The sequence below is a fragment of the Sphingobium fontiphilum genome, assembly GCF_014196635.1.
Taxonomy (GTDB): domain Bacteria; phylum Pseudomonadota; class Alphaproteobacteria; order Sphingomonadales; family Sphingomonadaceae; genus Sphingobium; species Sphingobium fontiphilum.
The window spans coordinates 196,837-220,931 of sequence record NZ_JACIEB010000001.1 but is presented as its reverse complement, the minus strand read 5'-3'; the positions used below and the strand labels follow the sequence as shown (position 1 = coordinate 220,931).

At 64.9% G+C, this 24,095-nt stretch carries 21 protein-coding genes; 13 read left to right on the top strand and 8 right to left on the bottom strand.

Annotation, left to right across the window (positions count from 1 at the left end; translation table 11 throughout):
• Positions 1 to 140: 140 nt before the first annotated feature.
• From GGR44_RS00910 to moaB, 3 genes are read left to right on the top strand one after another with little or no spacing between them, the layout of a single operon-like run.
• A complete protein-coding gene (locus GGR44_RS00910; protein ID WP_246344260.1) occupies positions 141 to 842 on the top strand; it encodes a uracil-DNA glycosylase family protein in 702 nt (233 codons plus the stop codon).
• Positions 836 to 2,614, top strand: coding sequence for a transglycosylase SLT domain-containing protein (locus GGR44_RS00905; protein ID WP_183954190.1), 1,779 nt, complete (start codon positions 836 to 838; stop codon positions 2,612 to 2,614). Before GGR44_RS00910 ends, GGR44_RS00905 begins: the two co-directional genes overlap by 7 nt.
• Before the next feature lie 11 nt (positions 2,615 to 2,625).
• Positions 2,626 to 3,153, top strand: a complete 528-nt coding sequence (gene moaB, locus GGR44_RS00900; protein ID WP_183953562.1) for a molybdenum cofactor biosynthesis protein B — start codon at positions 2,626 to 2,628, stop codon at positions 3,151 to 3,153.
• A gap of 9 nt (positions 3,154 to 3,162) precedes the next feature.
• On the opposite strand, the gene GGR44_RS00895 is transcribed toward moaB, so the two are convergent.
• A complete protein-coding gene (locus GGR44_RS00895) occupies positions 3,163 to 4,128 on the bottom strand; it encodes an Mrp/NBP35 family ATP-binding protein (protein ID WP_183953561.1) in 966 nt (321 codons plus the stop codon).
• Between the two features lie 71 nt (positions 4,129 to 4,199).
• On the opposite strand from GGR44_RS00895, the gene hflK reads away from it, so the two are divergent.
• From hflK to GGR44_RS00875, 4 genes are all read left to right on the top strand, one after another.
• Entirely contained in the window at positions 4,200 to 5,318 is a 1,119-nt protein-coding gene (gene hflK / locus GGR44_RS00890; protein WP_183953560.1) for an FtsH protease activity modulator HflK, read from the top strand.
• Complete coding sequence (hflC, locus tag GGR44_RS00885) at positions 5,318 to 6,163, top strand: protease modulator HflC (protein ID WP_183954189.1); 846 nt, start codon at positions 5,318 to 5,320, stop codon at positions 6,161 to 6,163. Before hflK ends, hflC begins: the two co-directional genes overlap by 1 nt.
• A 109-nt stretch (positions 6,164 to 6,272) precedes the next feature.
• Positions 6,273 to 7,772, top strand: coding sequence for a Do family serine endopeptidase (locus GGR44_RS00880; protein WP_183953559.1), 1,500 nt, complete (start codon positions 6,273 to 6,275; stop codon positions 7,770 to 7,772).
• Between the two features lie 115 nt (positions 7,773 to 7,887).
• Entirely contained in the window at positions 7,888 to 9,519 is a 1,632-nt protein-coding gene (locus GGR44_RS00875) for a helicase HerA-like domain-containing protein (RefSeq protein ID WP_183953558.1), read from the top strand.
• A gap of 18 nt (positions 9,520 to 9,537) precedes the next feature.
• On the opposite strand, the gene GGR44_RS00870 is transcribed toward GGR44_RS00875, so the two are convergent.
• From GGR44_RS00870 to GGR44_RS00855, 4 genes are all read right to left on the bottom strand, one after another.
• Positions 9,538 to 10,056 carry a tetratricopeptide repeat protein gene (locus tag GGR44_RS00870; RefSeq protein WP_183954188.1) on the bottom strand — a complete coding sequence of 173 codons (519 nt, stop codon included), beginning with the start codon at positions 10,054 to 10,056 and terminating at the stop codon, positions 9,538 to 9,540.
• 67 nt (positions 10,057 to 10,123) lie between these two features.
• The gene (locus GGR44_RS00865) at positions 10,124 to 11,296 is read right to left on the bottom strand and encodes an RsmB/NOP family class I SAM-dependent RNA methyltransferase (RefSeq protein WP_183953557.1); all 1,173 of its coding nucleotides are present in this window, start codon (positions 11,294 to 11,296) and stop codon (positions 10,124 to 10,126) included.
• A 147-nt stretch (positions 11,297 to 11,443) separates the two neighbouring features.
• On the bottom strand, positions 11,444 to 12,241 hold the full coding sequence (locus tag GGR44_RS00860; protein WP_183953556.1) for a class I mannose-6-phosphate isomerase: 798 nt from the start codon (positions 12,239 to 12,241) through the stop codon (positions 11,444 to 11,446).
• A gap of 20 nt (positions 12,242 to 12,261) precedes the next feature.
• Complete coding sequence (locus GGR44_RS00855; RefSeq protein WP_183953555.1) at positions 12,262 to 12,483, bottom strand: hypothetical protein; 222 nt, start codon at positions 12,481 to 12,483, stop codon at positions 12,262 to 12,264.
• A gap of 90 nt (positions 12,484 to 12,573) precedes the next feature.
• Between GGR44_RS00855 and GGR44_RS00850 the strand changes: the two genes are divergently transcribed.
• Genes GGR44_RS00850 through GGR44_RS00840 form a run of 3 tightly spaced genes read left to right on the top strand, consistent with a single transcriptional unit; the run spans position 12,574 to position 15,032 of the window.
• Positions 12,574 to 13,557, top strand: a complete 984-nt coding sequence (locus GGR44_RS00850) for a KpsF/GutQ family sugar-phosphate isomerase (RefSeq protein ID WP_183953554.1) — start codon at positions 12,574 to 12,576, stop codon at positions 13,555 to 13,557.
• Positions 13,558 to 13,584: 27 nt separating this feature from the next.
• Positions 13,585 to 14,412 carry a 3-deoxy-manno-octulosonate cytidylyltransferase gene (gene kdsB, locus GGR44_RS00845; RefSeq protein WP_183953553.1) on the top strand — a complete coding sequence of 276 codons (828 nt, stop codon included), beginning with the start codon at positions 13,585 to 13,587 and terminating at the stop codon, positions 14,410 to 14,412.
• Positions 14,412 to 15,032 (top strand): histidine phosphatase family protein, encoded by a 621-nt coding sequence (locus GGR44_RS00840; RefSeq protein WP_183953552.1) that lies wholly within the window; start codon positions 14,412 to 14,414, stop codon positions 15,030 to 15,032. The genes kdsB and GGR44_RS00840 overlap by 1 nt, the downstream gene beginning before the upstream one ends.
• A 55-nt stretch (positions 15,033 to 15,087) precedes the next feature.
• Here GGR44_RS00840 and kdsA read toward each other — a convergent pair whose 3' ends face one another.
• From kdsA to GGR44_RS00825, 3 genes are all read right to left on the bottom strand, one after another.
• On the bottom strand, positions 15,088 to 15,942 hold the full coding sequence (kdsA, locus tag GGR44_RS00835; RefSeq protein ID WP_183953551.1) for a 3-deoxy-8-phosphooctulonate synthase: 855 nt from the start codon (positions 15,940 to 15,942) through the stop codon (positions 15,088 to 15,090).
• 106 nt (positions 15,943 to 16,048) lie between these two features.
• The gene (locus GGR44_RS00830; RefSeq protein WP_183953550.1) at positions 16,049 to 16,675 is read right to left on the bottom strand and encodes a (d)CMP kinase; all 627 of its coding nucleotides are present in this window, start codon (positions 16,673 to 16,675) and stop codon (positions 16,049 to 16,051) included.
• A gap of 84 nt (positions 16,676 to 16,759) precedes the next feature.
• Positions 16,760 to 17,905, bottom strand: coding sequence for an FAD-dependent oxidoreductase (locus GGR44_RS00825; RefSeq protein WP_183953549.1), 1,146 nt, complete (start codon positions 17,903 to 17,905; stop codon positions 16,760 to 16,762).
• Between the two features lie 247 nt (positions 17,906 to 18,152).
• Here GGR44_RS00825 and GGR44_RS00820 point away from each other — a divergent pair, with 247 nt between their 5' ends.
• Genes GGR44_RS00820 through GGR44_RS00810 form a run of 3 tightly spaced genes read left to right on the top strand, consistent with a single transcriptional unit; the run spans position 18,153 to position 23,956 of the window.
• The gene (locus tag GGR44_RS00820) at positions 18,153 to 21,221 is read left to right on the top strand and encodes a CHAT domain-containing protein (protein WP_246344259.1); all 3,069 of its coding nucleotides are present in this window, start codon (positions 18,153 to 18,155) and stop codon (positions 21,219 to 21,221) included.
• A gap of 7 nt (positions 21,222 to 21,228) precedes the next feature.
• Positions 21,229 to 23,229, top strand: a complete 2,001-nt coding sequence (locus tag GGR44_RS00815) for a CHASE2 domain-containing protein (RefSeq protein ID WP_343052280.1) — start codon at positions 21,229 to 21,231, stop codon at positions 23,227 to 23,229.
• Complete coding sequence (locus GGR44_RS00810; protein WP_246344258.1) at positions 23,210 to 23,956, top strand: hypothetical protein; 747 nt, start codon at positions 23,210 to 23,212, stop codon at positions 23,954 to 23,956. The genes GGR44_RS00815 and GGR44_RS00810 overlap by 20 nt, the downstream gene beginning before the upstream one ends.
• The last annotated feature ends 139 nt before the right edge of the window (positions 23,957 to 24,095 follow it).

Here is a 24,095-nt window from a genome sequence, read left to right as displayed (position 1 = left end):
CATGCCGACCGGCGGGTGCTTCTCCACTCATCCGATCGCCGCATCATCCAAACAGTCTGTCATATCCGGCGATGAAGAATCTTGACCACCTCGTCAACCTCTGACCCTAATCATGTGCAATGCGGGGATCATCATTGGCAATGGACGGAGCGGCTGCCGCCGACGCCTATTTGGCGTGGTGGGCGCTGGCGGGCGTCGACAGCGCGGTGGGCGATGCGCCGGTCAACTGGCTGCGTCCGTCGCCTCTGCGCGATACAGTCGCAGCCCTGCCGCGTCCCGCCATCCAAATTCCTCAGCGGCCTGCCGATATAAAATCTTTTCGCGTCTGGCTGGCCGACAGCCCCGTTCAGCCGGAGGGGAACTGGAACGGGCCGCCTGTTTTGCCCGCCGGCCCGGTCGATGCGCCGTTGATGATCGTGACCGACCTGCCCGAAGAAGCTGACATGAAATCTGGCGCGCTCTTTTCGGGAGGAGCCGGCGCGTTGCTCGACGCCATCCTGCGCGCCATGGGTATCGACCGCGCCAGCGTCCATACCGCGTCGCTGGCGCTGGCCAGGCCACCGGGCGGCATCATTACCGAACCGGACGGCGTCCTGCTCGCCGAGCGGATGCGCGCCTATATCGCCCTGGTCCGCCCCCGTCGCCTGCTGGTTCTGGGCGACCGCACCGCCCGCGCGCTGCTGCCCGATGACGGCGGCAATGATTTACGCGACTTTAACCATGGTGGCGGCAATGTGCCCGCCGTCGCCACATTTCATCCGCGCCTGCTGTTGCAGCAGCCGGCGGCAAAGGCCGAATGCTGGCGATTGCTGCAAATTCTGATCGAGGACATGCCATCGTGACCCTTGCCGCCCGAATGAGCCTGCTCTGCGCCGCCCTGCCCTTGGCCCTGGCGACGCCCGCAGCACAGGCCGAAACGGCAAATATGGCGGTCCCCACCAGCGAATCGAGCGGTCCGCTGTCCATCGGCGCGAACGACCGCGCCCGTTATGGCGCGATCTTCGCCGCTTTGCGCGGCCAGCGTTGGGATGAGGCAAAGTCCCTGATCCAGTCGCTCGACGAAGGCGACGCCATGCGTCCTGTCGTCCTTTCCGAACTCTATCTGGCCAAGGGATCGCCCAAGGTTGAGCTGTTCGACCTGCTCGCCATCGTCAACAAGGCGCCCTGGCTGCCGCGCGCCGACCAGCTTTCGCGCCTCGCCGAAAAGCGCGGGGCAACCATGCTCCCGGCGCTGCCGCAGGTGCAGAAGATGGTCTGGCTGGGCGCCGCCCCGCGCCGGACTTATCTGACCCCGGTCAGGAGTGATGCGCTGGCGCAGGCGCTGGTTGCGAAGATTCTGCCCTTCATCAAGGATGACAATCCCGCCGGGGCCGAAGCGCTGCTGGCCGATCAGGAAGCCGGACTGACGCCGGAAGGAATGACCGAGGTGCGCCAGCGCATCGCATGGTCCTATTATATCGAAAATGACGATGCCGCCGCCCGCCGCATGGCCGCCCGCGCGCTCGAACTGCGCGCCGGGGGCGAATGGGCCGCGCAGGCGCATTGGACGACCGGCCTTGCCGCCTGGCGACAGAAGGATTGCGTCGCCGCCGCGCCCGCCTTCGCCGCCGTCGCCGCTCTGGGGCAAAATGACGACATGCGCGCCGCTGGCGCCTATTGGGCTTCGCGCGCCTATATGATGTGCGGCCAGCCCGAGAAGGTGGAAAGCCTGCTTCGCCTGTCGGCCCGCGCGGAAGACACGTTCTATGGCATGCTGGCGCGCGAAACGCTCGGCATGCCCGCCGCATCAACTGTCCCCACCAGCTTTGGCAGCACCGAATGGCAATCCATCAAGGCCAGTCCGAACGCCCGCGCGGCGATTGCGCTCGCCGCCATCGGTGAAAATGGCAAGGCCGACGAACTTCTCCGCCATCAGGCGAAACTGGGCGGCGGCGGCCAGTATGACGCGCTGCTGAAACTCGCCAACGCGCTCAACCTGCCCGAAACCCAGTTGTGGCTCGCCCATAATGGACCGGCCGGCAAGCAGCCCGACAGCTTCGCGCGCTTCCCCGCGCCCAGCAACTGGCGACCCGATGGCGGCTGGCGCGTCGATCCTGCGCTGATCTACGCCCATACGCTTCAGGAATCGGGCTTCCGCGCCAATGCTGTTTCGGCCGCCGGCGCCCGCGGGCTTATGCAGGTGCTGCCGGGCACGGGCGGCGACATGGGTCTGACCTCGGCCGACCAGTTGTTCGTGCCGTCAACCAATATGGAATTTGGCCAGCGTTATCTGGAGGCCCTGCGCGACATGGGGGCGACCCGCGGCCTGCTGCCCAAGGTGATGGCCGCGTATAATGCGGGGCCGGCGCCGGTCGAACGCTGGAATGTTGAAGTGAGGGACGGCGGCGATCCGCTGCTCTTCATCGAATCCCTGCCCTATTATGAAACCCGCGCTTATGTGAACATCGTCATGCGCAATTTCTGGATGTATGAAATCCAGGCAAAGGGCAGCGCAGAGGCGCTGACCGGCATGGCGCAGGGCATGTGGCCAATGTTTCCGACGGCGAAGGGCATGAAGCTGGTCCGACTGACGCGCAACGACGCCAGCGGCGGCTTTTCCGGCGGCACGGACTGACAGGGGACGTCATGCCGATTGACGAAAACCTCCCGTTCAAGCCGGTTCGCATCGCCGTGCTGACCGTTTCCGACAGCCGCTCTCTCGCGCAGGACAAGTCCGGCGACACATTGGTCCAGCGGATCGAGGCGGCGGGTCATATACTCGCCGCCCGCTATCTGGAACGGGATGACAAATCCGCCATCGTTTCGCACCTCCATGCCTGGATCGACGACCCGGATATCGACTGCATCATCACTACCGGCGGCACCGGCGTCACTGGCCGCGACGTCACCCCCGAAGCGCTGCATCAGGTGCAGGACAAGGAAATTCCCGGCTTTGGCGAGTTGTTCCGCTGGCTGAGCTATCAGAGCATCGGCACGTCGACCATCCAGTCCCGAGCAACCGCCTGCGTTGCGCGCGGCACCTATATCTTCGCCCTGCCCGGTTCGACCGGCGCGGTCAAGGATGCGTGGGACGGCATTTTGGCGGCCCAGCTCGACAGCCGCCACCGCCCTTGCAATTTCGTCGAACTGATGCCGCGCCTCAACGAACGCTGACCGCCGCGCTTACCCCGCCAGTCGTTCCGACAAGGCGCGCGCGATGGCCATGAACGGTTCGGCCACCGCATCGTCGCCCGCCGCCGGAGGCGTCCCTGCGTCCGACGCCTGGCGGATCGCCATGGCCAGCGGAATGCGGCCCAGAAAGGGCATCCCCATCCGTCCGGCCGCCGCCTCCGCGCCGCCCTGCCCGAAGGGATCGGAAACTTCGCCGCAATGGGGGCAGGCATAACCCGCCATATTCTCGACCAGCCCCAGCATCGGCACATGCGCCTGTTCGAACAGGCTTACCGCGCGAGTGGCATCGATCAGCGCCAGATCCTGCGGCGTCGACACGATCACAGCGCCCATGGGTTTGTGCTTTTGCAGCATTGAAAGCTGAATATCGCCCGTGCCCGGCGGCAGGTCGACGATCAGCAGGTCGACCCCCGCCTCCGCCCAGCGGGCGTCGAGCAACTGGCCCAGCGCATTGCCGACCATCGGCCCGCGCCAGGCGATGGCCTGACCATCGGGCACCAGATGCGCCATCGACAGCATCGGCACGCCCTGCGCCCCGATGATCGGGATCATGCGACTGTCGCGCGCGGCGGGCCGTTGCCCCTCGCTCGCCATTAGCCGCGCCTGCGAGGGGCCGTGGATATCGGCATCGACCAGCCCGACATGATGGCCCAGTTTTTTGAGCGCCACAGCCAGGTTCGCCGAAACGGTCGACTTGCCGACCCCGCCCTTGCCCGATCCCACGGCGACGATCCGCACGCCCCTGCGCTCGGCGGTCAGCGCCACGCGCGCGTCGCTCACCCCCGGCGCAGCCAGCGCCGTCGACCGCACATCAGCGGCCATGGCATCGCGCGCGGCAGGGTCAAGGCCGCTGACGTCCAGCGCCAGCGTGATGACGCCCTCCTTCAGGCGCGGCGGGCTTGCCCGGCCGCCGGAGATTGTTGCCAATTGTTGCGCAAGGGCTTTCAGATCGGTCATGGCCGCGCCTTTAGTCAATAATCCTGCGATGGGCACTGTTTTTCGGCTGCGCCCCTTCCTATACAGTCGGCATGAGCAGAATATTCGGGTGGATGCCCGGCATCGTGAGCGCCATGACGCAAGGCCCCTGGGGCGGCGGAGGCAAAAATGGGGAGCCGGACAAGGACGGCAAGGGTGAAGGCGGTCGCGGCGACAGCGGCCCCCGCAACCCGTGGACCCAGCCCGGCAAGCCGCAACAGGGCCAGCGCGGCCCCTCCGCGATCGAGGAATTGCTGCGCCGTGGGCGCGAGAGCTTTGGCCAGGGGGGCGGCGGCGGTTTTGGCGGCCTGCCCCAACGGCCGGGCAAGACATTGTGGCCGATCGCGGTCGCTTTGGTGCTCATCCTTTGGCTGCTGCTCACCTGTTTCCATCGCGTCGGCCCGCAGGAACGCGGCGTCGTCACCTTTCTGGGCAAATATAGCCGCACCCTTACACCGGGCATCAGTCTGACTCTGCCCGCCCCGTTGGAGAGCGTGACAACCATCGACGTGGAGGAAATTCGCACCATCGACGTTGGCTCGACCAGCGCGGAGAGCGAGAATCTTGTGCTGACCGGCGATCAGAACATCATCGACCTGGCCTATTCGGTGCGCTGGAACATCCGCAACCCGGAACTCTACATGTTCCAGCTCTCCGATCCGGATAGCGCCGTGCGCGAAGTCGCCGAAAGCGCCATGCGTTCGGTCGTCGCCAGCGTCAGCCTGGACGATGCGCTGGGCGCGGGCCGCACCGGCATCGAACAGCAGGTCGAACTGCGGATGCAGGAAATCCTCGATGGCTATCGCTCAGGCATCCGGGTTCAGGGCGTCGCCATCAAGCAGGCCGACCCGCCGGTCGCCGTGAACGATGCGTTCAAGGCCGTGTCCGCAGCCCAACAGACGGCCCAGACCTACCTCAACGAAGCCCGCGCCGCCGCGCAGCAGGTCACCGCCAAGGCTCAGGGCGAGGCCGCCGCCTTTGACAAGGTGTATGAGCAATATCGGCTGGCGCCCGACGTGACGCGGCAGCGCATGTATTATGAAACCATGGAAGGCGTGCTGTCGAACGTGGACAAGACGATAGTCGAAACCGGCGGCGTCACGCCCTATCTGCCGTTGCCTGAACTCAAGAAGCGCGCGCAGGCCAGCGCCAGCGAAGGGGAGGGCAAATGATGGCGCGCCTGTTCCGCAATCCCGTCGCACTCGCTTTGATCGCGCTGGGTCTTCTGATCCTGCTTGGCAGCACCCTCGCAATCGTGCCGGAAACCAAGCAGGGCGTCGTGGTTCGCTTTGGCGAACCGCAATATATCTTCAACCAGTATCGCAAGAACGAGACTTTCGGCCGCACCGGCGCAGGCATCATTGCTCGCGTGCCGTTTGTGGACCAGATCGTCTGGATCGACAAACGGGTGCTGTCGGTGGAAATGGAGCGCCAGCAGGTGCTGTCGACCGATCAGTTGCGGTTGCAGGTGGACGCATTTGCCCGTTATCGCATCGTCAATCCTCTCCGCATGTACATCACCGCAGGCAGCGAGGATCGGGTATCGGACGCGCTGCGGCCCATCCTGGGTTCGGCCCTGCGCAACGAACTGGGCAAGCGCCCCTTCGCCGCGCTGCTCTCGCCCGAACGCGGTCAGGTTATGGACAATATCGAGGCCGGGCTTAACCGCGTCGCCCGCCAATATGGCGCGGAGATCGTCGACGTGCGGATCAAGCGCGCCGACCTGCCCGATGGCGCTCCGCTGGAAAGCGCTTTCACCCGGATGCGCACGGCGCGCGAACAGGAAGCGCTGACGATCCGCGCACAAGGCGCGAAACAGGCGCAAATCATCCGCGCCGAGGCCGACGCCAATGCCGCCCGCGTTTATGCCGAAAGCTATGGCAAGGATCCGCAATTCTACGATTTCTATCGCGCGATGCAGGCCTATCGCTTCACCTTCGCGCCAGAACGGGAGGGCCAGACCAGCCTCGTCCTGTCGCGCGACAATGAATTCCTGAAGCAGTTCCAGGGCAAATAGGGTCATTACGGAACCATCGCCATTCAATCAGGGTTAAGGGTAGGCGCGGCAAAAAAGGCTCATTCCAAAGCTTCGCCTCCCCATTTTTTGCACGAGAGGACCGTCACGAGTGCGTTACGCATATGCCATTACCGCAGCCCTTCTGCTCGGCGGCACCGCCATCGCTGTCACCTCCAGCCCCAATGTCGGCGCTCAGGTCGCCCAGAATGAAGGGATGCAGGCCGCCGCCCCGGCCGGCGCGCCCGTCAGCCTGGCCGACATGGTCGAAAAATTGCAGCCTGCGGTGGTCAACATCTCGACCAAGCAGCGAGTGCAGGTTCAAAACCCCTTTGCAGGCACGCCCTTTGGCGACCTGTTCGGACAGGGCCAGCCACAGACGCGCCAGGCCCAGTCGCTGGGTTCGGGCTTCCTGATTTCGGCGGACGGCTACATCGTCACCAACAACCATGTGGTGGCGCCGGGCGCGCAGGGCGCGACGGTGGATTCGATCACGGTGACGTTGACCAACCGCGAGGAATATGAGGCGAAACTGGTCGGTCGCGACCCCGCAACCGACCTGGCGGTGCTCAAGATCACAGCGAAAAAGCCCCTGCCCTTCGTCAAGTTCGGCGACAGCACCAAGGCGCGCGTGGGCGATTGGGTCGTCGCCATCGGCAACCCCTTTGCCCTGTCCGGCACGGTAACCGCTGGGATCATTTCCGCCCTGCATCGCGGCACCGGCGGCACCTATGACAAGTTCATCCAGACCGACGCGTCGATCAACCAGGGGAACAGCGGCGGCCCGATGTTCGACATGCGCGGCAACGTGATCGGCATCAACAGCCAGATACTCTCGCCTTCGGGCGGCAATGTCGGCATCGGCTTCGCGATCCCTTCGGAACAGGCCGCCCCGATCATCGAAACCCTTCGCAAGGGCGAATCGGTCAAGCGCGGCTATCTGGGCATTCAGATCAGTCCGCTGGGCGAAGATCTGGCCGACTCGCTGGGCCTGCCAAAGAATAGCGGCGAGTTCGTGCAGGGCGTCGAACCCGGCAAGGGCGCGGACAAGGCCGGCATCAAGGCGGGCGACGTGATCGTCAGCGTTTCGGGTCGCAACGTGACCGTAGACGAAAACCTGTCGTCCATCGTGGCCAATCAGCCGATTGGCGGCTCTGTGCCCATCGTGCTCATCCGCAATGGTAAGCGCATAACCGTCAACGCTACGGTCGGCGAACGCCCGTCCGAAGATGAACTGAACAGCTTCGCCCAGACACAGGATGGCGACGATGGCGACAACCTCCAGCAGCAGAATCCGGGCGACGCGACCAAACAGTCGCTTGGCATTTCCGCCCTGCCGCTGACCCCCACCATCATCCGTCAGCTTGGCATCCCTGCCGATACACGCGGCATCGTGATCGCGGCTGTCGACCCGTCGACCGACGCAGGCGCCAAAGGTCTGCGCCGTGGCGACGTCATCCTGACGGCCAACAACCAGCCGGTCACCACCCAGGCGGAACTGGACCGGGCGGTCAAGCAGGTCGAGGCACAGGGGCGCACCGCCATCCTGCTGCAAATCCTGCGGCGCGGATCGCAACCGGCCTATCTGCCGGTGCGCCTGCGCGACAAATAAGCGGACTACAGACGGCATTATCAGGGCCGCGCTTGTCGAACCTGCGCCTTTCCTCCTATCAGGGGAGCGGCCGGTTCGACCGGTGCGGCCCATTTCGTTTCGGGGGATGATGACGATGAGCGACGGGATTTTTCTGGGCCTGGGCGCGCCAGACAAGGATGGCGGCATCCCCCAATATCTGAACCTGCGCCGCGCCAACCGCCATGGCCTGATCGCGGGCGCCACCGGCACCGGCAAGACGGTGACGCTCCAGGGCATTGCCGAAAGTTTTTCCGCGCGCGGCGTGCCGGTGTTCGTGGCGGATGTGAAGGGCGACCTGTCGGGCATCGCCATGGCCGGATCGCCGACCTTCAAAAATGCCGACAAGCTGGTTTCGCGGGCGAGGGAAATCGGCATTGAAAATTATAGCTACGCCGACAGTCCCGCTATTTTCTGGGATCTTTACGGTGAACAGGGGCACCCCATCCGCACCACCGTCAGCGAAATGGGGCCCTTGCTGCTCGCGCGCCTGATGGGCCTCAACGAAACGCAGGAAGGCGTCCTGACCATCGCCTTCCGCGCGGCCGATGAGGACGGGCTGCTGCTTCTCGATCTGGGCGATCTTCAGGCGATGCTGGCGTGGTGCGCGGACAATGCCGACAGCCTCTCGGCGCGCTATGGCAATGTGACCAAGGCCAGCGTCGGCGCGATCCAGCGCCAGTTGCTGCAACTCGACAGCCAGGGCGGCGCCCATTTCTTTGGCGAGCCGGCGCTCGACATCCATGATTTCCTGAAGCTTGACGATCAGGGGCGCGGCTATGTCAACATATTGGCCGCCGACAAGCTGATGCAGAGCCCCAAGCTCTACGCCACCTTCCTCCTATGGCTGCTCAGCGAATTGTTCGAAACCCTGCCCGAAGTCGGCGATCCCGAAAAACCCAGGCTCGTCTTCTTCTTCGATGAAGCCCATCTGCTGTTCGACGACGCGCCCAAGGCGCTTGCGGACAAGATCGAACAGGTCGTCCGCCTGATCCGGTCCAAGGGCGTAGGCGTCTATTTCGTCACGCAAAACCCCATCGACATTCCCGAAGATGTGGCGGGGCAGCTTGGCAATCGCGTTCAGCACGCCTTGCGCGCCTTCACCCCGCGCGATCAGCGGGCGATCAAGGCGGCGGCGGAAACCTTCCGCATCAATCCCGACCTCGATGTCGCGACCGCCATCACCGAACTCAAAGTCGGTGAGGCGCTGGTGTCGCTTTTGCAGGATGATGGGTCGCCCGGCATCGTCCAGCGCACCCTGATCGCTCCGCCCCGATCCCGCCTTGGTCCGGTCGATGCCAAGGAACGAGCGATCATTCAGTCAATCTCGCCCGTCGCGGGCAAATATGACGAGGCGATCGACCGGGAATCCGCCGAGGAAATCCTCGCCGCCCGTGGGCAGGCCGCCGCTGCCGCCGCGCAGGCCGCCAAAGCCCAGGCCGAAGCGGACAAGGCCGCCGCCACGCAGGCCAAGGCAAAGGCGAAACAGCGCGAGCAGGAATTGAAGGAGCAGGCCCGCCGCGACGCCGTCGCCGCGCGCGAAGCTGCGAGGCCCAGCGTCTTTGACAAGGCGGTTCAGTCCGCGACTCGTTCGGCGGCCTCTTCGGTCGGTCGTCAGGTCGCCAATGAACTGGGCAAGGCGGTGTTTGGCGGATCGAGCCGCAAATCATCCTCCGGCGGCATCGCCGGAAAGCTGGTGCGCGGCATATTGGGCAGCCTTTTCAAATAGGGCGCCGCCACCAATTGATCATGGCTGTTTGGTCGGAACCACATTGGGCGCGGGGGTCACATCCTTGGCGCTCAGCACGGTGGCGGGCGGCCCCTTCTCGATGGCGGCGGACAATTGGGCCAGCGGCGCGCAATTGACGCCGCACACCGATTTTCCCTGCGCCAGCACCTCCTTCGCCTTGGCGATTGCACCCTTTTCCACCATCGCCTCGCCCTGCCCCACCAGCGCGTTCATGTCGGTAGGATCAAGCGCCAGCGCGTCGCGATACAGGCGAATGGCCTTGCCCTGAAGTCCCTGCGCCCGCGCCACCCCAGCCAGAGCGACATAGGCCGAACGGTTGCGCGGGTCGATGGCCAGCGCGCTTTCATAGGCATCGGTCGCACCGTCCAGATCGCCCGATTTCGCCGCCGCCGCGCCCGCCTGCATCCATTCGGTGGACCGCGGGTCGATCTGTGCATCGGGACGCTGGCTCAGGCCCACGCTGGACACAGTGGTCAGCAAAACGGCCAGCGCGATCGATGCCGGGGTAAAACGCATGAGTGTCTCCAGTAGCCTTGCACGCCGTTTGTCGCGGTTTTCCGGGGCAATGTCCATGGTCTGCATGTCAGTCACCGGTGAGGCCGGCAAAGAAAAACCCGTCGGTCGCATCGTGCGCGGGGGTCAGCAACCGCCCGCCGCCATGGGCGCGCCCCACTGCGCAGGGCAGTTCAACGTCTCGCCAGCCATCATGCCGGGCCAGAAATGCCGTCACCTGATCGCGCCCTTCCCTGTCCGTCAGCGCGCATGTGGCATAGACCAGCAGCCCGCCCGGCGCCAGCAGCGGCGCGGCGAAATCCAGTATGCGGGCCTGCGTCGTCGCCAGCCGTTCCAGCCGCTGCGGCGTCAAACGCCAGCGCGCCTCGGGATTGCGCCGCCATGTTCCGGTCCCTGAACAGGGCGCATCGACCAGCACGATATCAGCCTGCCCGGCCAGCGGCGCCAGGCGGTCCGCCTCCCGCCCTTCGTCAAGCAGCAATGTCTCGATGAAATGCGCCCCCGCCCGTTCGGCGCGCGGCGTCAGCCTTTGCAGCCGGGATCTAATGGTATCGGCGGCGATCAACCGCCCCTGCCCGCGCATGGCGGCGGCCAGCGCCAGCGTCTTGCCGCCCGCCCCGGCGCACAGGTCGACCACGGTCATACCCGGCCGCGCGCCACAGGCCGCGACGATATGCTGGCTGCCCGCATCCTGCACCTCCACAAGCCCGTTGGCCCAGGCGTCGCTCTGTTCCACCGGCGCGCCCTCGGGCAGGCGCAGCGCGTCGGTCAGTCCGGCGATCGGACAGGCCTCAGGAAAACAGGGCGCTATCTCTTCAGGCGCGGCCTTCAGCCGGTTCACCCGCAAATCGACGGGCGCCCGGCCCAACAGCGCATCGACCTCCACTGGGTCCGCCAGCAATGGCGCGATCCAGCCGGGGATCGCCGCTGCCGGACTAGCCGGCTCATCGGCCGCCAATGGCGCGGGGCCATGGGTGGAACCGTCAAACAGCGCCGCCAGTTCGGGGCGGGCTTGCATCAATCCGACCATCGCCGCACGACCGGTATCGGGGCGATCCCCCGAGCGTCGAATGGCCGCATAGACATGATCGCGCACCGCGCGCCGATCTTTCGCCCCCGCATAGCGCCGTTCCTTGAAATAGCGGGCGATCAGCGTGTCCGCCGCCGGGCCGCCATCGCGCGCGGCCGCGATGATGGCGTCGAGCAGGTCAATCGCGGCCTGCATCCGCGCGGCTGGAGTCATGGTCGTTCATCCCCAGGGGAAAGGAACGCCAAAATGCGAGAAGCGGCAATCGATTTGCTGGTCATTTCGATCATATTAGCAGGCCCATGGCCCTTCGCCAGCACCGCGAAAAGGAAAAACGGCCCAGGCAACCGGTCGACTCCCGGTTCAATATTCCCCGGCGATCAGCGCGCTGCCTGCCTCGGCCGCCACGATTTCGCTTTCCGGTCCGACCAGCCAGCAATCACCCGGCGCCCAATCGGCCCCGTCAATCACGCCGAGCCCTTGGAGGGGAATGAACCAGTTGCGGTTACCCCGCGCGACGCCAATCGGCTCCCCCGCCTCGTAACGGCTGAGCTTGAGCCAGAATGGCAGCGCATCATTCTCGACCAGTTCGGCCTCACATCCGATCGGCGCCTGGATCAGGGCTTCTTCATAGGGCGCGAGCCGACTGACGGCGCGGCCGGCGTCCAGATGCAACTCGCGCGGGCGGCCATAATCATAAAGGCGATAGGTGACGTCCGCATTCTGCTGCACCTCGACCAGGGTCACGCCCGCCCCGATGGCATGGACAGTGCCTGCGGGGATGAAGTAAAAATCCCCGGGCCTGATCGGCTTCCAGTCGATCACCTCTTCCAGTGAGCCGTCCTGCGCGCGCATGACCAGTTCATCCTCGCCAATGGGCCGCGTAAAACCGATGCCCAGGCGCGCATCCGGTTCACAGTCGAGAATATACCAGCCTTCCTGCTTCCCACGCATCAGGCCCGACGCCTGCGCCTGCGCGTCATTGGGATGCACCTGAATCGACAGGCGCTCGCTGGTGAAGATATATTTGACCAGCAGGGGCAATTCCGTCGCTGCTTCGGTCTGATACCAGATTTCCCCGATGCGCTGGCCTTCGGGCGGCGCGAACGAGGCGGGGACGTCGGTCCGTCCCCAGGGTTTTTCAACAAAAAACCTGTCCATCTTCACCGCAACCGCCATGATCACACCTCAAAACCGCCGCCGAAACTGCATTTGATCGACGACGGAATCCTCAAAAACGACATTCGTTCGAATCGGCCGCCGCCGCCGCCGATCTCGCTACAATGCAGCATATTGCAGGTTAATGACGGCAAATTTCCCATGACACCATGGAGTTGTGCGGCGAAACGAACGACTTGTTCTTTCCATTTCGCGCAAAATGCGCCTACATAGGGGCGTGTCAAGGACGGGTGTGACCCATGTCACTGCGCCCCGTCCACCGACGCAGCAGGGAATAGACACTAATGCAACTTGCTATTGGGGATAACCATATCATGGCCGATTGCTCGGAAAAGGGGCCTATTGCCTCCGCCGTCAGGACGATTGAGATCGAGACTGAGGGCCTCACGGAACTGCGCGATGCACTGATCAACGGCAAGCTGCGAATCGCGTTTGAAGACGCTATCGAGCAGATTGCGCAGGCCAAGGGTCGCGTCATCGTCACCGGTCTGGGCAAGAGCGGCCATGTGGGCAAAAAAATCGCCGCGACGCTGGCTTCAACCGGCACGCCCACCATGTTCATGCATCCCAGCGAAGCCAGCCATGGCGACCTTGGCATGATCACCGCCAACGACGTGGTGCTGGCGCTGTCCTGGTCCGGCGAAACCGCCGAACTGCGCGACACCATCGCCTATTGCCGCCGTTTCGGCGTACCTCTCATCGCCATTACCTCCAATGGCGACAGCGCCTTGGGCAGCGCGGCCGGCATCTGCCTCACCATGCCTCGCGTGGTGGAGGCATGCCCCAACCGGCTCGCACCCACCAGTTCCACCACGGTCCAGATCGCGATCGGCGACGCTATTGCCGTCGCCCTGATCGATCGTCGCGGTTTTTCGGCCGCTGACTTCCGCAACTTCCACCCTGGCGGCAAGCTGGGCGCGCAGTTGATGATGGTCGGCGAAATCATGGGCAAGGGCGATGAAATGCCCACCGTCGGCGCCGATGCCACCCTGCTGGACGTCACGCTGGAAATGACGCGCAAGCGCTACGGCACCGCTGCCGTGATCGACGAAGCCGGTATGTTGCTGGGCGCCTTCACCGATGGCGACCTGCGCCGCAGCGTCGCCACCGCCAAACTCGATGAGTCGGTGATGCAGCATATGAGCAAGGATCCGGTCACGGTCCGTCCCGACATTTTGGCGTCGGATGCGCTCAAGGCGATGAACGAGAAGAAGATCAATGTTCTGTTCGTTGCGCGAGACAGCAAGCTGGTGGGCATGATCCACATTCACGACCTGCTCCATGCGGGCGTCGCCTGATCCTCTTTCCGCGAGATTAGCCAGTCCATGACCGATCTGATCGTCATTCCCGCGCGTTACGGGTCAAAGCGTTTTCCCGGCAAGCCGTTGATGGAAATTGCCGGGCACAGCCTGGTTTCCCGCGTGATTGACGTGGCGCGTCAGGCCGCAATGCGCCTTCACGATGTCGATGTCGTAGTCGCCACGGACGATGACCGTATTGTCGACCATGTCGAAGCCCTTGGCGCGCAAGCGGTGATGACTTCCAGCGACATCAGTTCGGGCACGGGTCGGGCCCTCGCTGCGGCCCGCTCGCGCGCATCGGCTCCGGGCCATGTCGTCAATCTTCAGGGCGACGCGCCATTCGTGCCCGTGGAAGTCGTCTGCCAGATGATGGAAGCGGCACGGGCGGGCGGCGATGTCGTCGTGACGCCAGTGGTTCCCTTGTCCTGGGAAGATCTGGACGTTTTGCGCGAGCACAAGAAGGCGGCGCCGTTCAGCGGCACCACCTGCATTCGCGGCCCCGGCGACCGCGCGCTCTGGTTCTCCAAATCGATCCTGCCTGCGATCCGCGACGAAGCCAAATATCGCGCGAGCACGGCGGTATCGCCGGTGCTGCGCCATATCGGCCTCTACGCCTACAGCCTCAATGCGCTGGAGCGTTTCGAAGCGGCCCCGGAATCGCTCTATGAAACGCTGGAGGGCCTTGAACAGCTCCGTTTCTTCGCGCTCGAAATCCCGGTGCAGACCGTGGAGATCGCGCCGCCGCGTATTTCCATGAGCGGCATCGACACGCCGGAGGACGCCGCCCTTGCCGAACAGATGATCGCCCGTCTGGGCGATCCCTATGTCGGCGCGCTGGAGACGCCCGCCTGATGCGGCGGCTGTTCATTGCGCGGCACGGCAATACATTCGGTCCCGGCGAAGCCGCTCGACGGGTTGGCGTGCGCACAGATATTCCCCTGGTCGAATCCGGCCACCAACAGGGCCGTAAACTGGGCGCATGGTTCGCCAGCGAAGCCATTGCGTTCGATCGCGCCCTGTCCGGCCCGCTGATCCGCACACGCCAGACCGCCGAACATATTCTGAGCGCCAGTGCGCGGCCCTGCAGGCTCGAGATCGCCGACTTTCTTGCGGAAATCGACCATGGCCCCGATGAGAATGGGATCGAGGACGATGTTGTCGCCCGCATCGGCCACGACGCCATTGCGGCCTGGGACGAAAGGGCCGAGGCGCCCGATGGCTGGATCGTCGACCATGACAGCCGCATCGCCGCCTGGCGCGCCTTCCTCGCGGATTTGACGCCGGGCAATGTGCTGCTGGTGACCAGCAACGGCGCCGCGCGCTTCGCGCTGCTCGCCGCGCAATCGCTGGCGGAACAGGCCCGCGCCACTGGCCGCAATCTCAAATTGCGCACCGGCGCCTATGGCGAGATAGCGCAATACGGGCCGGACGATTTCTCGATCATCGGCTGGGATCAGCGCCCGCCCAAATGAAGGCATGAAAAAGGGGGCGATTTCCGCCCCCTTTTCTTGTCCGATATACAGCCAATCAGTAGCTGGGCGAGGGCGCGCGCGACTTGGTGATCGCGTCGATCGCCGTCAGATCCTTCAGCAGGCCGGGGATCCATTCCAGCGGCAGCATGTTGGGGCCATCCGAGGGCGCATTATCGGGGTCTTCATGCGCTTCTGCGAAGACCGCCGAAACGCCGACCGCCAGTGCCGCACGGGCCAGAGCGGGGGCGAAGGCGCGCTTGCCGCCCGACGATCCGCCACGACCGCCCGGTTCCTGCACCGAATGGGTCGCGTCGAACACCACCGGATAGCCGGTTTCCGCCATCACCGGCAGGCCGCGGAAATCGCTGACCAGCGTGTTGTAGCCAAAGGAAGTGCCACGGTCGCACAGCAAAATCTTTTCGTTGCCGGTCGAGGCGATCTTGGCGGCGACATTGGCCATGTCCCAGGGCGCCAGGAACTGTCCCTTCTTCACGTTGATGGCCGCGCCACTGTTGCCGGCGGCCAGCAGCAGGTCGGTCTGACGGCACAGGAAGGCCGGAATCTGGATGATATCGACCACCGCGCCAGCAATCGTGCACTGCTGAGCATCGTGAATGTCGGTCAACACCGGGCAGCCCAGTTCGTCGCGAATATCCGACAGGATGCGCAGGCCTTCATCGATGCCGATACCGCGCTTGGCGTTGAGCGACGTACGATTCGCCTTGTCGTAGGACGATTTGAAGATGAACGGAACGCCCGCCTCGTCGCACTGTTTCTTGAGCTTCGTGGCAACAGTCAGCGCATGGTCGCGGCTTTCGATCTGGCACGGACCCGAAATGAAAACGAAAGGCTTTTCATTCGAGAACTCGACATTGCCAACCTTAACCGACTTCTTGATGCTCTCGCTCATTGCTCATCCTCGATTTTTGCTCTGCCCGCTCTAGCTTGCGAAGACTGCAAATAAAAGAGGGCTTGGACAGAAAATGCTGCGCGTGCGAAATAGCTGTGCGATTGGGTCAGTCCGAAATCCGCTGCCGCTCGACCATCGCTATGGCAGCGGCAATGGCCTGATCGACGCTGAGATCGCTGGTATCGATCAGGCCGGCCGTCGCCGATTGCAGCAGCGGCGCGGCGTCGCGGCTGCTGTCCCGTTCGTCTCGCCGCACCAGATCCTCGCGAAGTTCCTCCCGGTCGACGCGGTCGCCTTTACCCAACAGTTCCCGATAGCGCCGGTCGGTGCGCGCTTCGATGTTGGCGGTGACGAACAGCTTGGCGTCCGCGTCCGGCGCGATCACCGTGCCAATATCGCGGCCATCCAGCACCGCGCCGCCCGGTTGCCTTGCGAAAGCCTGCTGGCGGGCCAGCAACGCTGCGCGCACGCGCGGGTGCCGGGCGACGCGCGACGCCAGCGATCCCGCTTCCGCCCCCCGTAGTTCGGGGTCGTCCATCAGCGCATCGGGAAAATTGCAGGCCCGTTCAGCCGCATCCTCATCGTCGGCATCGCCACCGGCACGAGCCACAGCAACACCGACAGCGCGATAGAGAAGGCCCGTGTCCAGATGCGGGAGCCGATAATGCGCGGCCAGAGCTCGCGCTATCGTTCCCTTACCCGACGCCGCCGGGCCATCCACCGCTATGATCATCAACGCTCCACCGTTCGGTGCCAATGTTACCGGCGCCTACTTGTCATTGTCGGGCCAAATGATCAACAGCGGGCCAGACAAGCATCAACTTCGCCAGAATTGCGCCAGTGTCGCAACCGACGCGTCGGCAGCGGCGCGATCCGGCTCCTCATTGGCGTCATTATATCCAAACCATTCATCTTCCCCGGTTTCCTGCACGACAATCCCGTCGCGCCGGGCGAGCATCGACAACGTGCCATAATAGACGCCATAGTGCGCGCCCGGCTGTGGGATCAGCCAGGCGATCTGGCCCCGCACGGGCACAATGCTCTCATCCCCCCACAATGCCCGCGCGCCATAGCCGGTGCAGTTGATGATCACCTTTTCCCTCAGCCGCGACAAATCGGACGGGCTGTGAAAGGTCATCGGCACGATGCGCCCGCCAGCAATCAGGAAATCCTGCGTCAACCGCCTTGCCAGATCGGCGACATTGAATGTCAACGAACTGTTCAACCGCGCATATTGCGGGCGGAAGGGATGCGATCCAGGCTCCAGTTCGACCGATCTGGGCGTGATATCGGCCAGCCGATCCTCCAGATGCAGGAATTTTTCGGGCCGGTCGGTCTCCTTCCTCCTGCGTCCTTCCCCCATCGGCGTATCCGTCAGGATATAGCGGTCAGTCCACTCGACCGGATCGCCCTCCATCCCCAGATAGCTTTGATAGGTGGAAAAGGACGTGCGCGCCATCTTCTCCCACCGGTCGCCAAAGCCGCCATCGACCGCCCCTTCCAGCGCGATACGCGAATCGGGCGACCAGGTTCCCGTGGCGCGGGCAGACCGGACGTTGGGAAACTGCTCCTTGGTATAAATGGTGACCGAAGCGCCCGCCAGTTGGGCGGTCAGCGCCGCGGTCAGGCCGATGGCCCCAGCGCCAATGACCGCAATCTCTTTAGCTCCATTGGCCATCGCCATACCGACGGCTAGTTCGGCCGAGCCCCAGGACAGCGACCAGCCGCTGCCGCCATGGCCATAGTTGTGAATGACCTTCTTGCGCCCAACCTCTTCCGCCTCGATGCGCGGTCCTGCGGCGCGAAAGGCGCGCAGACAGACGGTTACGCGAAACAGGCGGTCTGGCGTCGCGCGGATCGGAACAGGGCCTGCGGGCAGCGCCAGCGACGTCGCGCTCGCTCGGGCCGCCATCCCGGCCAGACCAGCCACACCCGCGCCACGCAGAAAATGCCGCCGATCCATAAATCCATGCTCCCTTTGGTAATGCTCAGACTATCCAGACGAAGAAGATCGGCTTTTTCCGCAACATGCCCAACGAGCTATGGGCGCTATTGCAACCATCGCTCTTGCAGCGATGCGTCCAACCGTCATAAAGGAGTAGTAGTTCAATAAAACGGTGTCGCTCAATCCATTAACGGAAATCGGAAAGGCCCTGCTTTTCCGGTCGGGAGTTTTTGACGTGCGCCTCACTTGGCCTGCTGCACTTTTCTTGGCTTTATTGCTTTTCGACGGATCGACGCGGGCGAAGACCGCCTCAACCGCGCTACATCCCCGGATGGGCGACAGCTTCCCGGTCGGCAATGGGCAAGGCGGCATGTGTCAGGCCCAAGCCGGTCTGGGCGGGAAAGCGTTGCACAGCATATTTGATCGCAGCTGGTCAATTGTCTGCCGCGATTCGACCCGTCCGGTTGGTCGGCTTTATGCCCTGCGCGATGCGGGGCAGGATGATGTCCTGCTCGCCAGAATCGCCCCTGACCGCCCCGATGCCGGACCCTGCACAGGCGAACCTTCAATCACTCTGCCCGATGTCGGGACCGCCACGACCCACGATTGCCAGCCCGGACAGGCCAGTCCCGCTTATCGCGTCATCATCGCGCGCATCGGCCGCACCGCTTATGTCGCACAGGGCTTTGCCGCCTACGACAGCGCGCTGACCATCGGGCTGCGAAGCGTCGCGCTGGACCAACTGATCGACGAACCCGTCGCCATCGCCAGCCTCGGCGGCAGCGATGCTGCGGCCTTTGCCCGGTTACAGGCCGACGTCATGGACCCGCAAGCGGCATTGGGCGAAGCCTATCGCCGCAACGCATCGGGCGCCTATGCCGAAGCCGCCGCCTATTTCGACACGCTGGCAGACCGGCTGGAACAGCGGGATGAAGCGGCGACAAATCCCGCCCTGCGCGCCGCGCAGGCGCATGAATATGCCGTCAACAGGGCGCTGCAATTGTCGAACCTGGGTGAATTTGAACAGGCCGACGCCATTTTTGCGCAGGCAAAGGCGATTCCGATCGCCGACGGCGTCCAACTGCGCCTGCGCCGCAACCTGATGGCGCTGCATGCCATCAACCGGGGCGCCCTCGCTGAAGCCTTATCCCTTCTCGATGCCCCGCTGCCTGATTACGCGCCCCCGGCGCTCAGCGATGGCGATGTCGTCATCAGCGCCCGGACCGCCAATGACATGAACGCCGCGCTGCCGCTCGACCGGGCGCTGGGTCGGGCGGACGCCGCCCGCCTGACCAGCGAGGAGCGCGCCGCAATTCTGGACGCCCAGGCGTTGCAGATGCGGGGCACCATCGCTCGGTTGAGCGGCGACGCTCGCGCAGCGATGGCCCGGCTGGATCAGGCGACGGCGGCGGCGTTGTCTATCCGCGCAGGCAATGTCGTGTCCATCACCCGGCTGCGGACCCAGATTTTGGGGGAAATGGCCCTGGCGCAGGAGGCGCAGGGCAATGGCAAAGGGGCTGAATCCACATTGCGGTCGGTTCTGGCCCTGCTCGAGGCCCGTTACCCCGAAACCATGGCGATGAACGGCGCCCGCGCCCGGCTGGGGTCCTTTCTGGCGCGCAACGGCCGGGGCGATGAAGCAATCGACCTCTATCGCACCGTCATCCGGTCAACCAACGACAACCGCGCCTCGCTGACCGGCATTTCCAATCAGATACAGCCCTATTTCACGCTGCTGACCGAGCGACTGGCGAAACGCCCTGAACTGGCCGATGACCTGTTTCTGGCGACGCAGACGCTGGTGCGCCCCGGCGCGGCCGAGACTCTGGAGCAATTGGCGCGCGGCTTTTCGGCCGGATCGGGCGAAGGATCGCGCCTTTTCCGGCGTTCAGTATCGCTGACCCGCGACTTGGAGCGCAAACGCGTCGAAATTGCGCAATGGACGGAAAGCGAAGGCCCCGACTCGCCGCAAGCCGCAGCCGCGCGCGCTGTGCTGTCGGACCTTGCCGTCGCCCAAACCCGCACCCTGGCGGGCTTGGCCGCCTACCCTCAATATCGCGCCGTCAATCGCGATGCGCTCACCCTGACTGACCTGCGCGCCACGCTTCATCCGGGCGAAGCCTATTTCAAGCTGGCGCAGGTAGGCGATACGCTTTTCGCCGTCTGGGTCGACGGGACAGAGGCCACCGGTTATCGGCTTCCCATCAGCGCGACCGCACTGGCCGCAAAGGTCGCCGCGCTGCGCGCAACCATCTCGACCAACGAAAATGGCGTTCAGACCACCTATCCGCTGGATGTCGCCATCGCCCGCGCGCTGTTCCTGGACATATTCGGCCCGGTCGAAGCGCGGCTGACGCAGACCCGGCACCTGATTTTCGAGCCCGATGGCGCGATGCTCAGCCTGCCCGTCAACCTGCTGATCACGCAGCAGTCAGGCGTCGACGCCTATCTGGCGCGCACGGCCAACCCCCAATCCGATCCCTTCGATTTTCGCGGCATCGCCTGGCTGGGCCGGGATCACATGGTCAGCACCGCCCTGTCGGCCCGCGCCTTTGCCGACAGCCGCGCCGCGGCGCCGTCTGGGGCGACAAAGGCCTATCTGGGCTTGGGCGAAAATGCCCGCCTGCTGCTCGCCCCGCCAGCCCGTATCCCCGTTGGCGCGGCCCAGCCCGGCGGCGATTGCGGCTGGCCCGGCGACCAGTGGAACCACCCGATTTCCGCCTCAGAATTGCGTCAGGCAGCATCGGCTTTCCCGGCATCGCGCAGCGAAATCCTGACCGGAAGCGCCTTTACCGACGCCGGGCTCTTCGCCCGCGACGATCTGGACAGCTTCCGCATCCTGCATTTCGCCACCCACGGTCTGGTCACGCCCCCCAAGCCCCAATGCCCCGCCCGCCCGGCCCTCGTCACATCCTTCTCCGGCGGCGGCCAGTCCAACGGACTGCTGGAATTTGGCGAGATTTTCGACCTGAAGCTGGACGCGGACATGGTGATCCTCTCGGCCTGCGACACGGCCGGCGCGGCCAGCGTGCAGGCGAGCCGCGCGGCCGGCCTTCGGGGCGGGGGCAGCGCGCTCGACGGGCTGGTGCGCGCCTTCATCGGCGCGGGCGGCCGCTCCGTCATCGCCAGCCACTGGCCTGCTCCGGACGAATTCCGGGCGACCGAGCGGCTCATGTCCGGCCTGTTCTCCATCGCCCCCGGCGAACCCGTCGGGGAAGCGCTGCGCCTCGCCCAGCTCGAGCTGATGGACTCCGCCGAAACCTCCCACCCCTTCTACTGGTCGGGCTTCGCCCTGATCGGCGATGGCGCGCGCCCGCTGATCCTTTCGCGGTGAGACGAGGGTGATCGGTCCCAAACTCTGGCCCAGACAGGCACGGCGCATCATTCGCGACGCTGGTCACTGGCGGTTGGCGTTGACCGCGCTGTTGCTGGTCGCCGCGCTGCTGATCGCGCGGACCAGCTGGACGCTGCCGGTCCTCGACGATGCGGAAGCGGGACTGCATGATTTCCGCGCCAAGGCTTTGTTGCCCCATGTCGATCAGGATGATCGGATCGCGCTGGTCGTCTATACCGACGATACGCTGATCGCGACGCGCAAACGATCGCCGCTCGACCGGGCGATTCTGGCGCGCGCGCTCGCCGCGCTCGACACCATGGGCGCGGCCTCCATCGGCATCGACATATTGTTCGACCAGCCTCAGGATGAGGATGCGGAGCTTGTCGCCCGGCTGCGCGCGATGCGAACGCCCACATGGATCGGCCATGCCGAGACCGGTGCCAATGCAGACCAGATCCACTGGGCGCAGCAACAATTTCTCGAAGATTTCCTGCGCCGGGTGAAAAGCGACCATGTGAAGCCCGCCAGCATCCGGCTGGAGGCGGACCCCGACAATGTCATGCGCCGCTGGCCTCCGCGCTCGCCCGGCCTACCGCCGATGATGGCGCTGGCGATGGGCGGCGCGACCGCCTTCGCCGACTATCAGGGAGCGATCCGTTATCGCGATTCGGCGGCACCCGACCGGCCGGTCTTTGCCTCCTATCCCATCGACATGCTCGCCGATCCCGAGCTCGCACCGATGTTCGCGGCGCAATTTCGCGGTCGTCATGTGCTGATCGGCGGCGACATTGTCGATATCGACCGCTTCGATACGCCAATGAGCGCCTATAGCGGCGCGACCATGATCGGGCTGGAGGTCCACGCGACCATGCTCGCCCAGTCGCTGGACGGCGCGTGGATGCCCCATCTCCCCGGCTGGCTGCTGTGGATCATCGCGTCGCTGGTCGTGGGCATGGCGATGCTGACCAGCCTGGCGGACCTGCGCTGGTGGCAACTTGCGCCGCTGCTCGCCGTCCAGGCCGCACTGTTCGGCGCGCTTCCCTTCTGGTTGCAGGCGCGCGGATGGGACACGCTGGGCCTGCCCGCCATCGGCTGGATTGTCGGCTGGGGCCTTGCCTTTGGCGTCACCGGCGCGGCGGCGCGGGCGGTCGGGTCGGAACAGCGCCGCTTCGCGCAGTCGGCGCTCGGCAAATATCTGCCCCGCGACATCGCCGCGCAGATATTGGCCGAACCGGAGCGGCTTGCCCTGCATGGCGAAAACCGGAACATTTTCGTCGTCTTCACCGATCTTGAGGGCTTTACGCGCCTCAGCCACGCCATCCCGCCCGGACAAGTGGCGCAGATCATCAACCGCTATCTCGACTGCATGAGCGACATCGTGCTCGACCATGGCGGCACCATCGACAAATTTGTGGGCGATGCCGTCGTCGCCTTCTGGGGCGCGCCCATCGCGCACGCGGACGATGGCGCCAATGCCGCGCGCGCCGGTTACGCCATGTATCGCGCGGGGGAGGATTTTCGGTCCGCTGCCGCCAACGACCTTCCCCCCGACGCGCCACCGATCGGCAAGACCCGCGTCGGGCTTCACTATGGCGAGGCGACCGTCGGCAATTTCGGCGGTAAGGGGCGCATTCAATATACCGCCCTCGGTGACAGCATGAATACCGCCTCCCGCCTCGAATCGGCGAACAAGGCGCTCGACAGCGGCATGATCGCGAGCCGCGAGGCGATGGAGCGATCCGGTCTCGACTGGTGGCGGCCGATGGGCCGGGTGCTGCTGCGCGGGCGGGCGCAACCCGTGGATATCTTCGAACCCGCGCCGGATTTTCCGGCGAGTGACCGGGATCACTTAATCCGGATCATGGCTGCGATAGACCGTGGCGAAAGAGCGGCGGTCGCCGATCTGGAGTCGCTGGTCGCGGCGCGCCCGGACGACGCCCCGCTCGCCAACCTGCTTCACCGCGTTACCGTTCAGGAAGATGGAAATGCCTATGTCACCGGTTAAGACCATAGCCGCCCTTCTGGCCGCCGCGCTGTCGGCCAGCGCCCTGCCCGCGTCAGCGCAAAGCATGATCGTGCGCGCCTCCGGCCCGTCCGCCGGCCAGTATCGCGCAGGCACCAGGCTGGCCGACACCGCACGCCTGACGCTGAAACAGGGCGACATCGTCACGCTGCTGGATTCGCGCGGCACCCGCACCGTGCGCGGGCCGGGCATCTTCCCGGTCATCACCACGGCCAGCGCCGACACCATCCGTCCGGCGCAGCTATCCTCGCTGATGGACACGCAAAAGACGCGCCGCGCCCGCACCGGGGCCGTGCGCGGCGACGCGGCGGACGCCAGGCCGCGCAACCCCAGCATCTGGTTCGCCGACATTGCCCAGTCGTCGGACTTCTGCGTGGCCGATCCCGCCGCTGTTCAGCTCTGGCGCGCGGACAGCAGCGCAGCGGCCAGCTATGCCGTGACCCAGGGAACCGCCAGCGCGACCATCAGCTTCGCCGCCGGACAATCGACCGCACCCTGGCCCATCGACCTGCCGGTCAGCGAAGGCGGCGATTATCGCCTGTCGGGGGCTGGCCTGTCCCAGCCCGTTGCGCTGCGCTTCCGCCTGTTGACGCAGGTGCCCGAAGATATGGACGCCATTGCTGCGCTGCTGATCGAAAACAAGTGCGAGGCGCAGCTCAGCCTGCTGATCGAAACCACCGCCCAGCCCGAACCGGCGCCAGCGGGATGAGCATCGCTTGTCACGCCCGCAACAGCCTGATAATGGGCCGAAAGTCAAAGGCCAGTCGCTCGCGGGTGAGCGACATGAGCCCTTCCGGTCGCAACATGAAACAGGGTCGCGTCTTCAATGACGGCGACGCCGACAATCA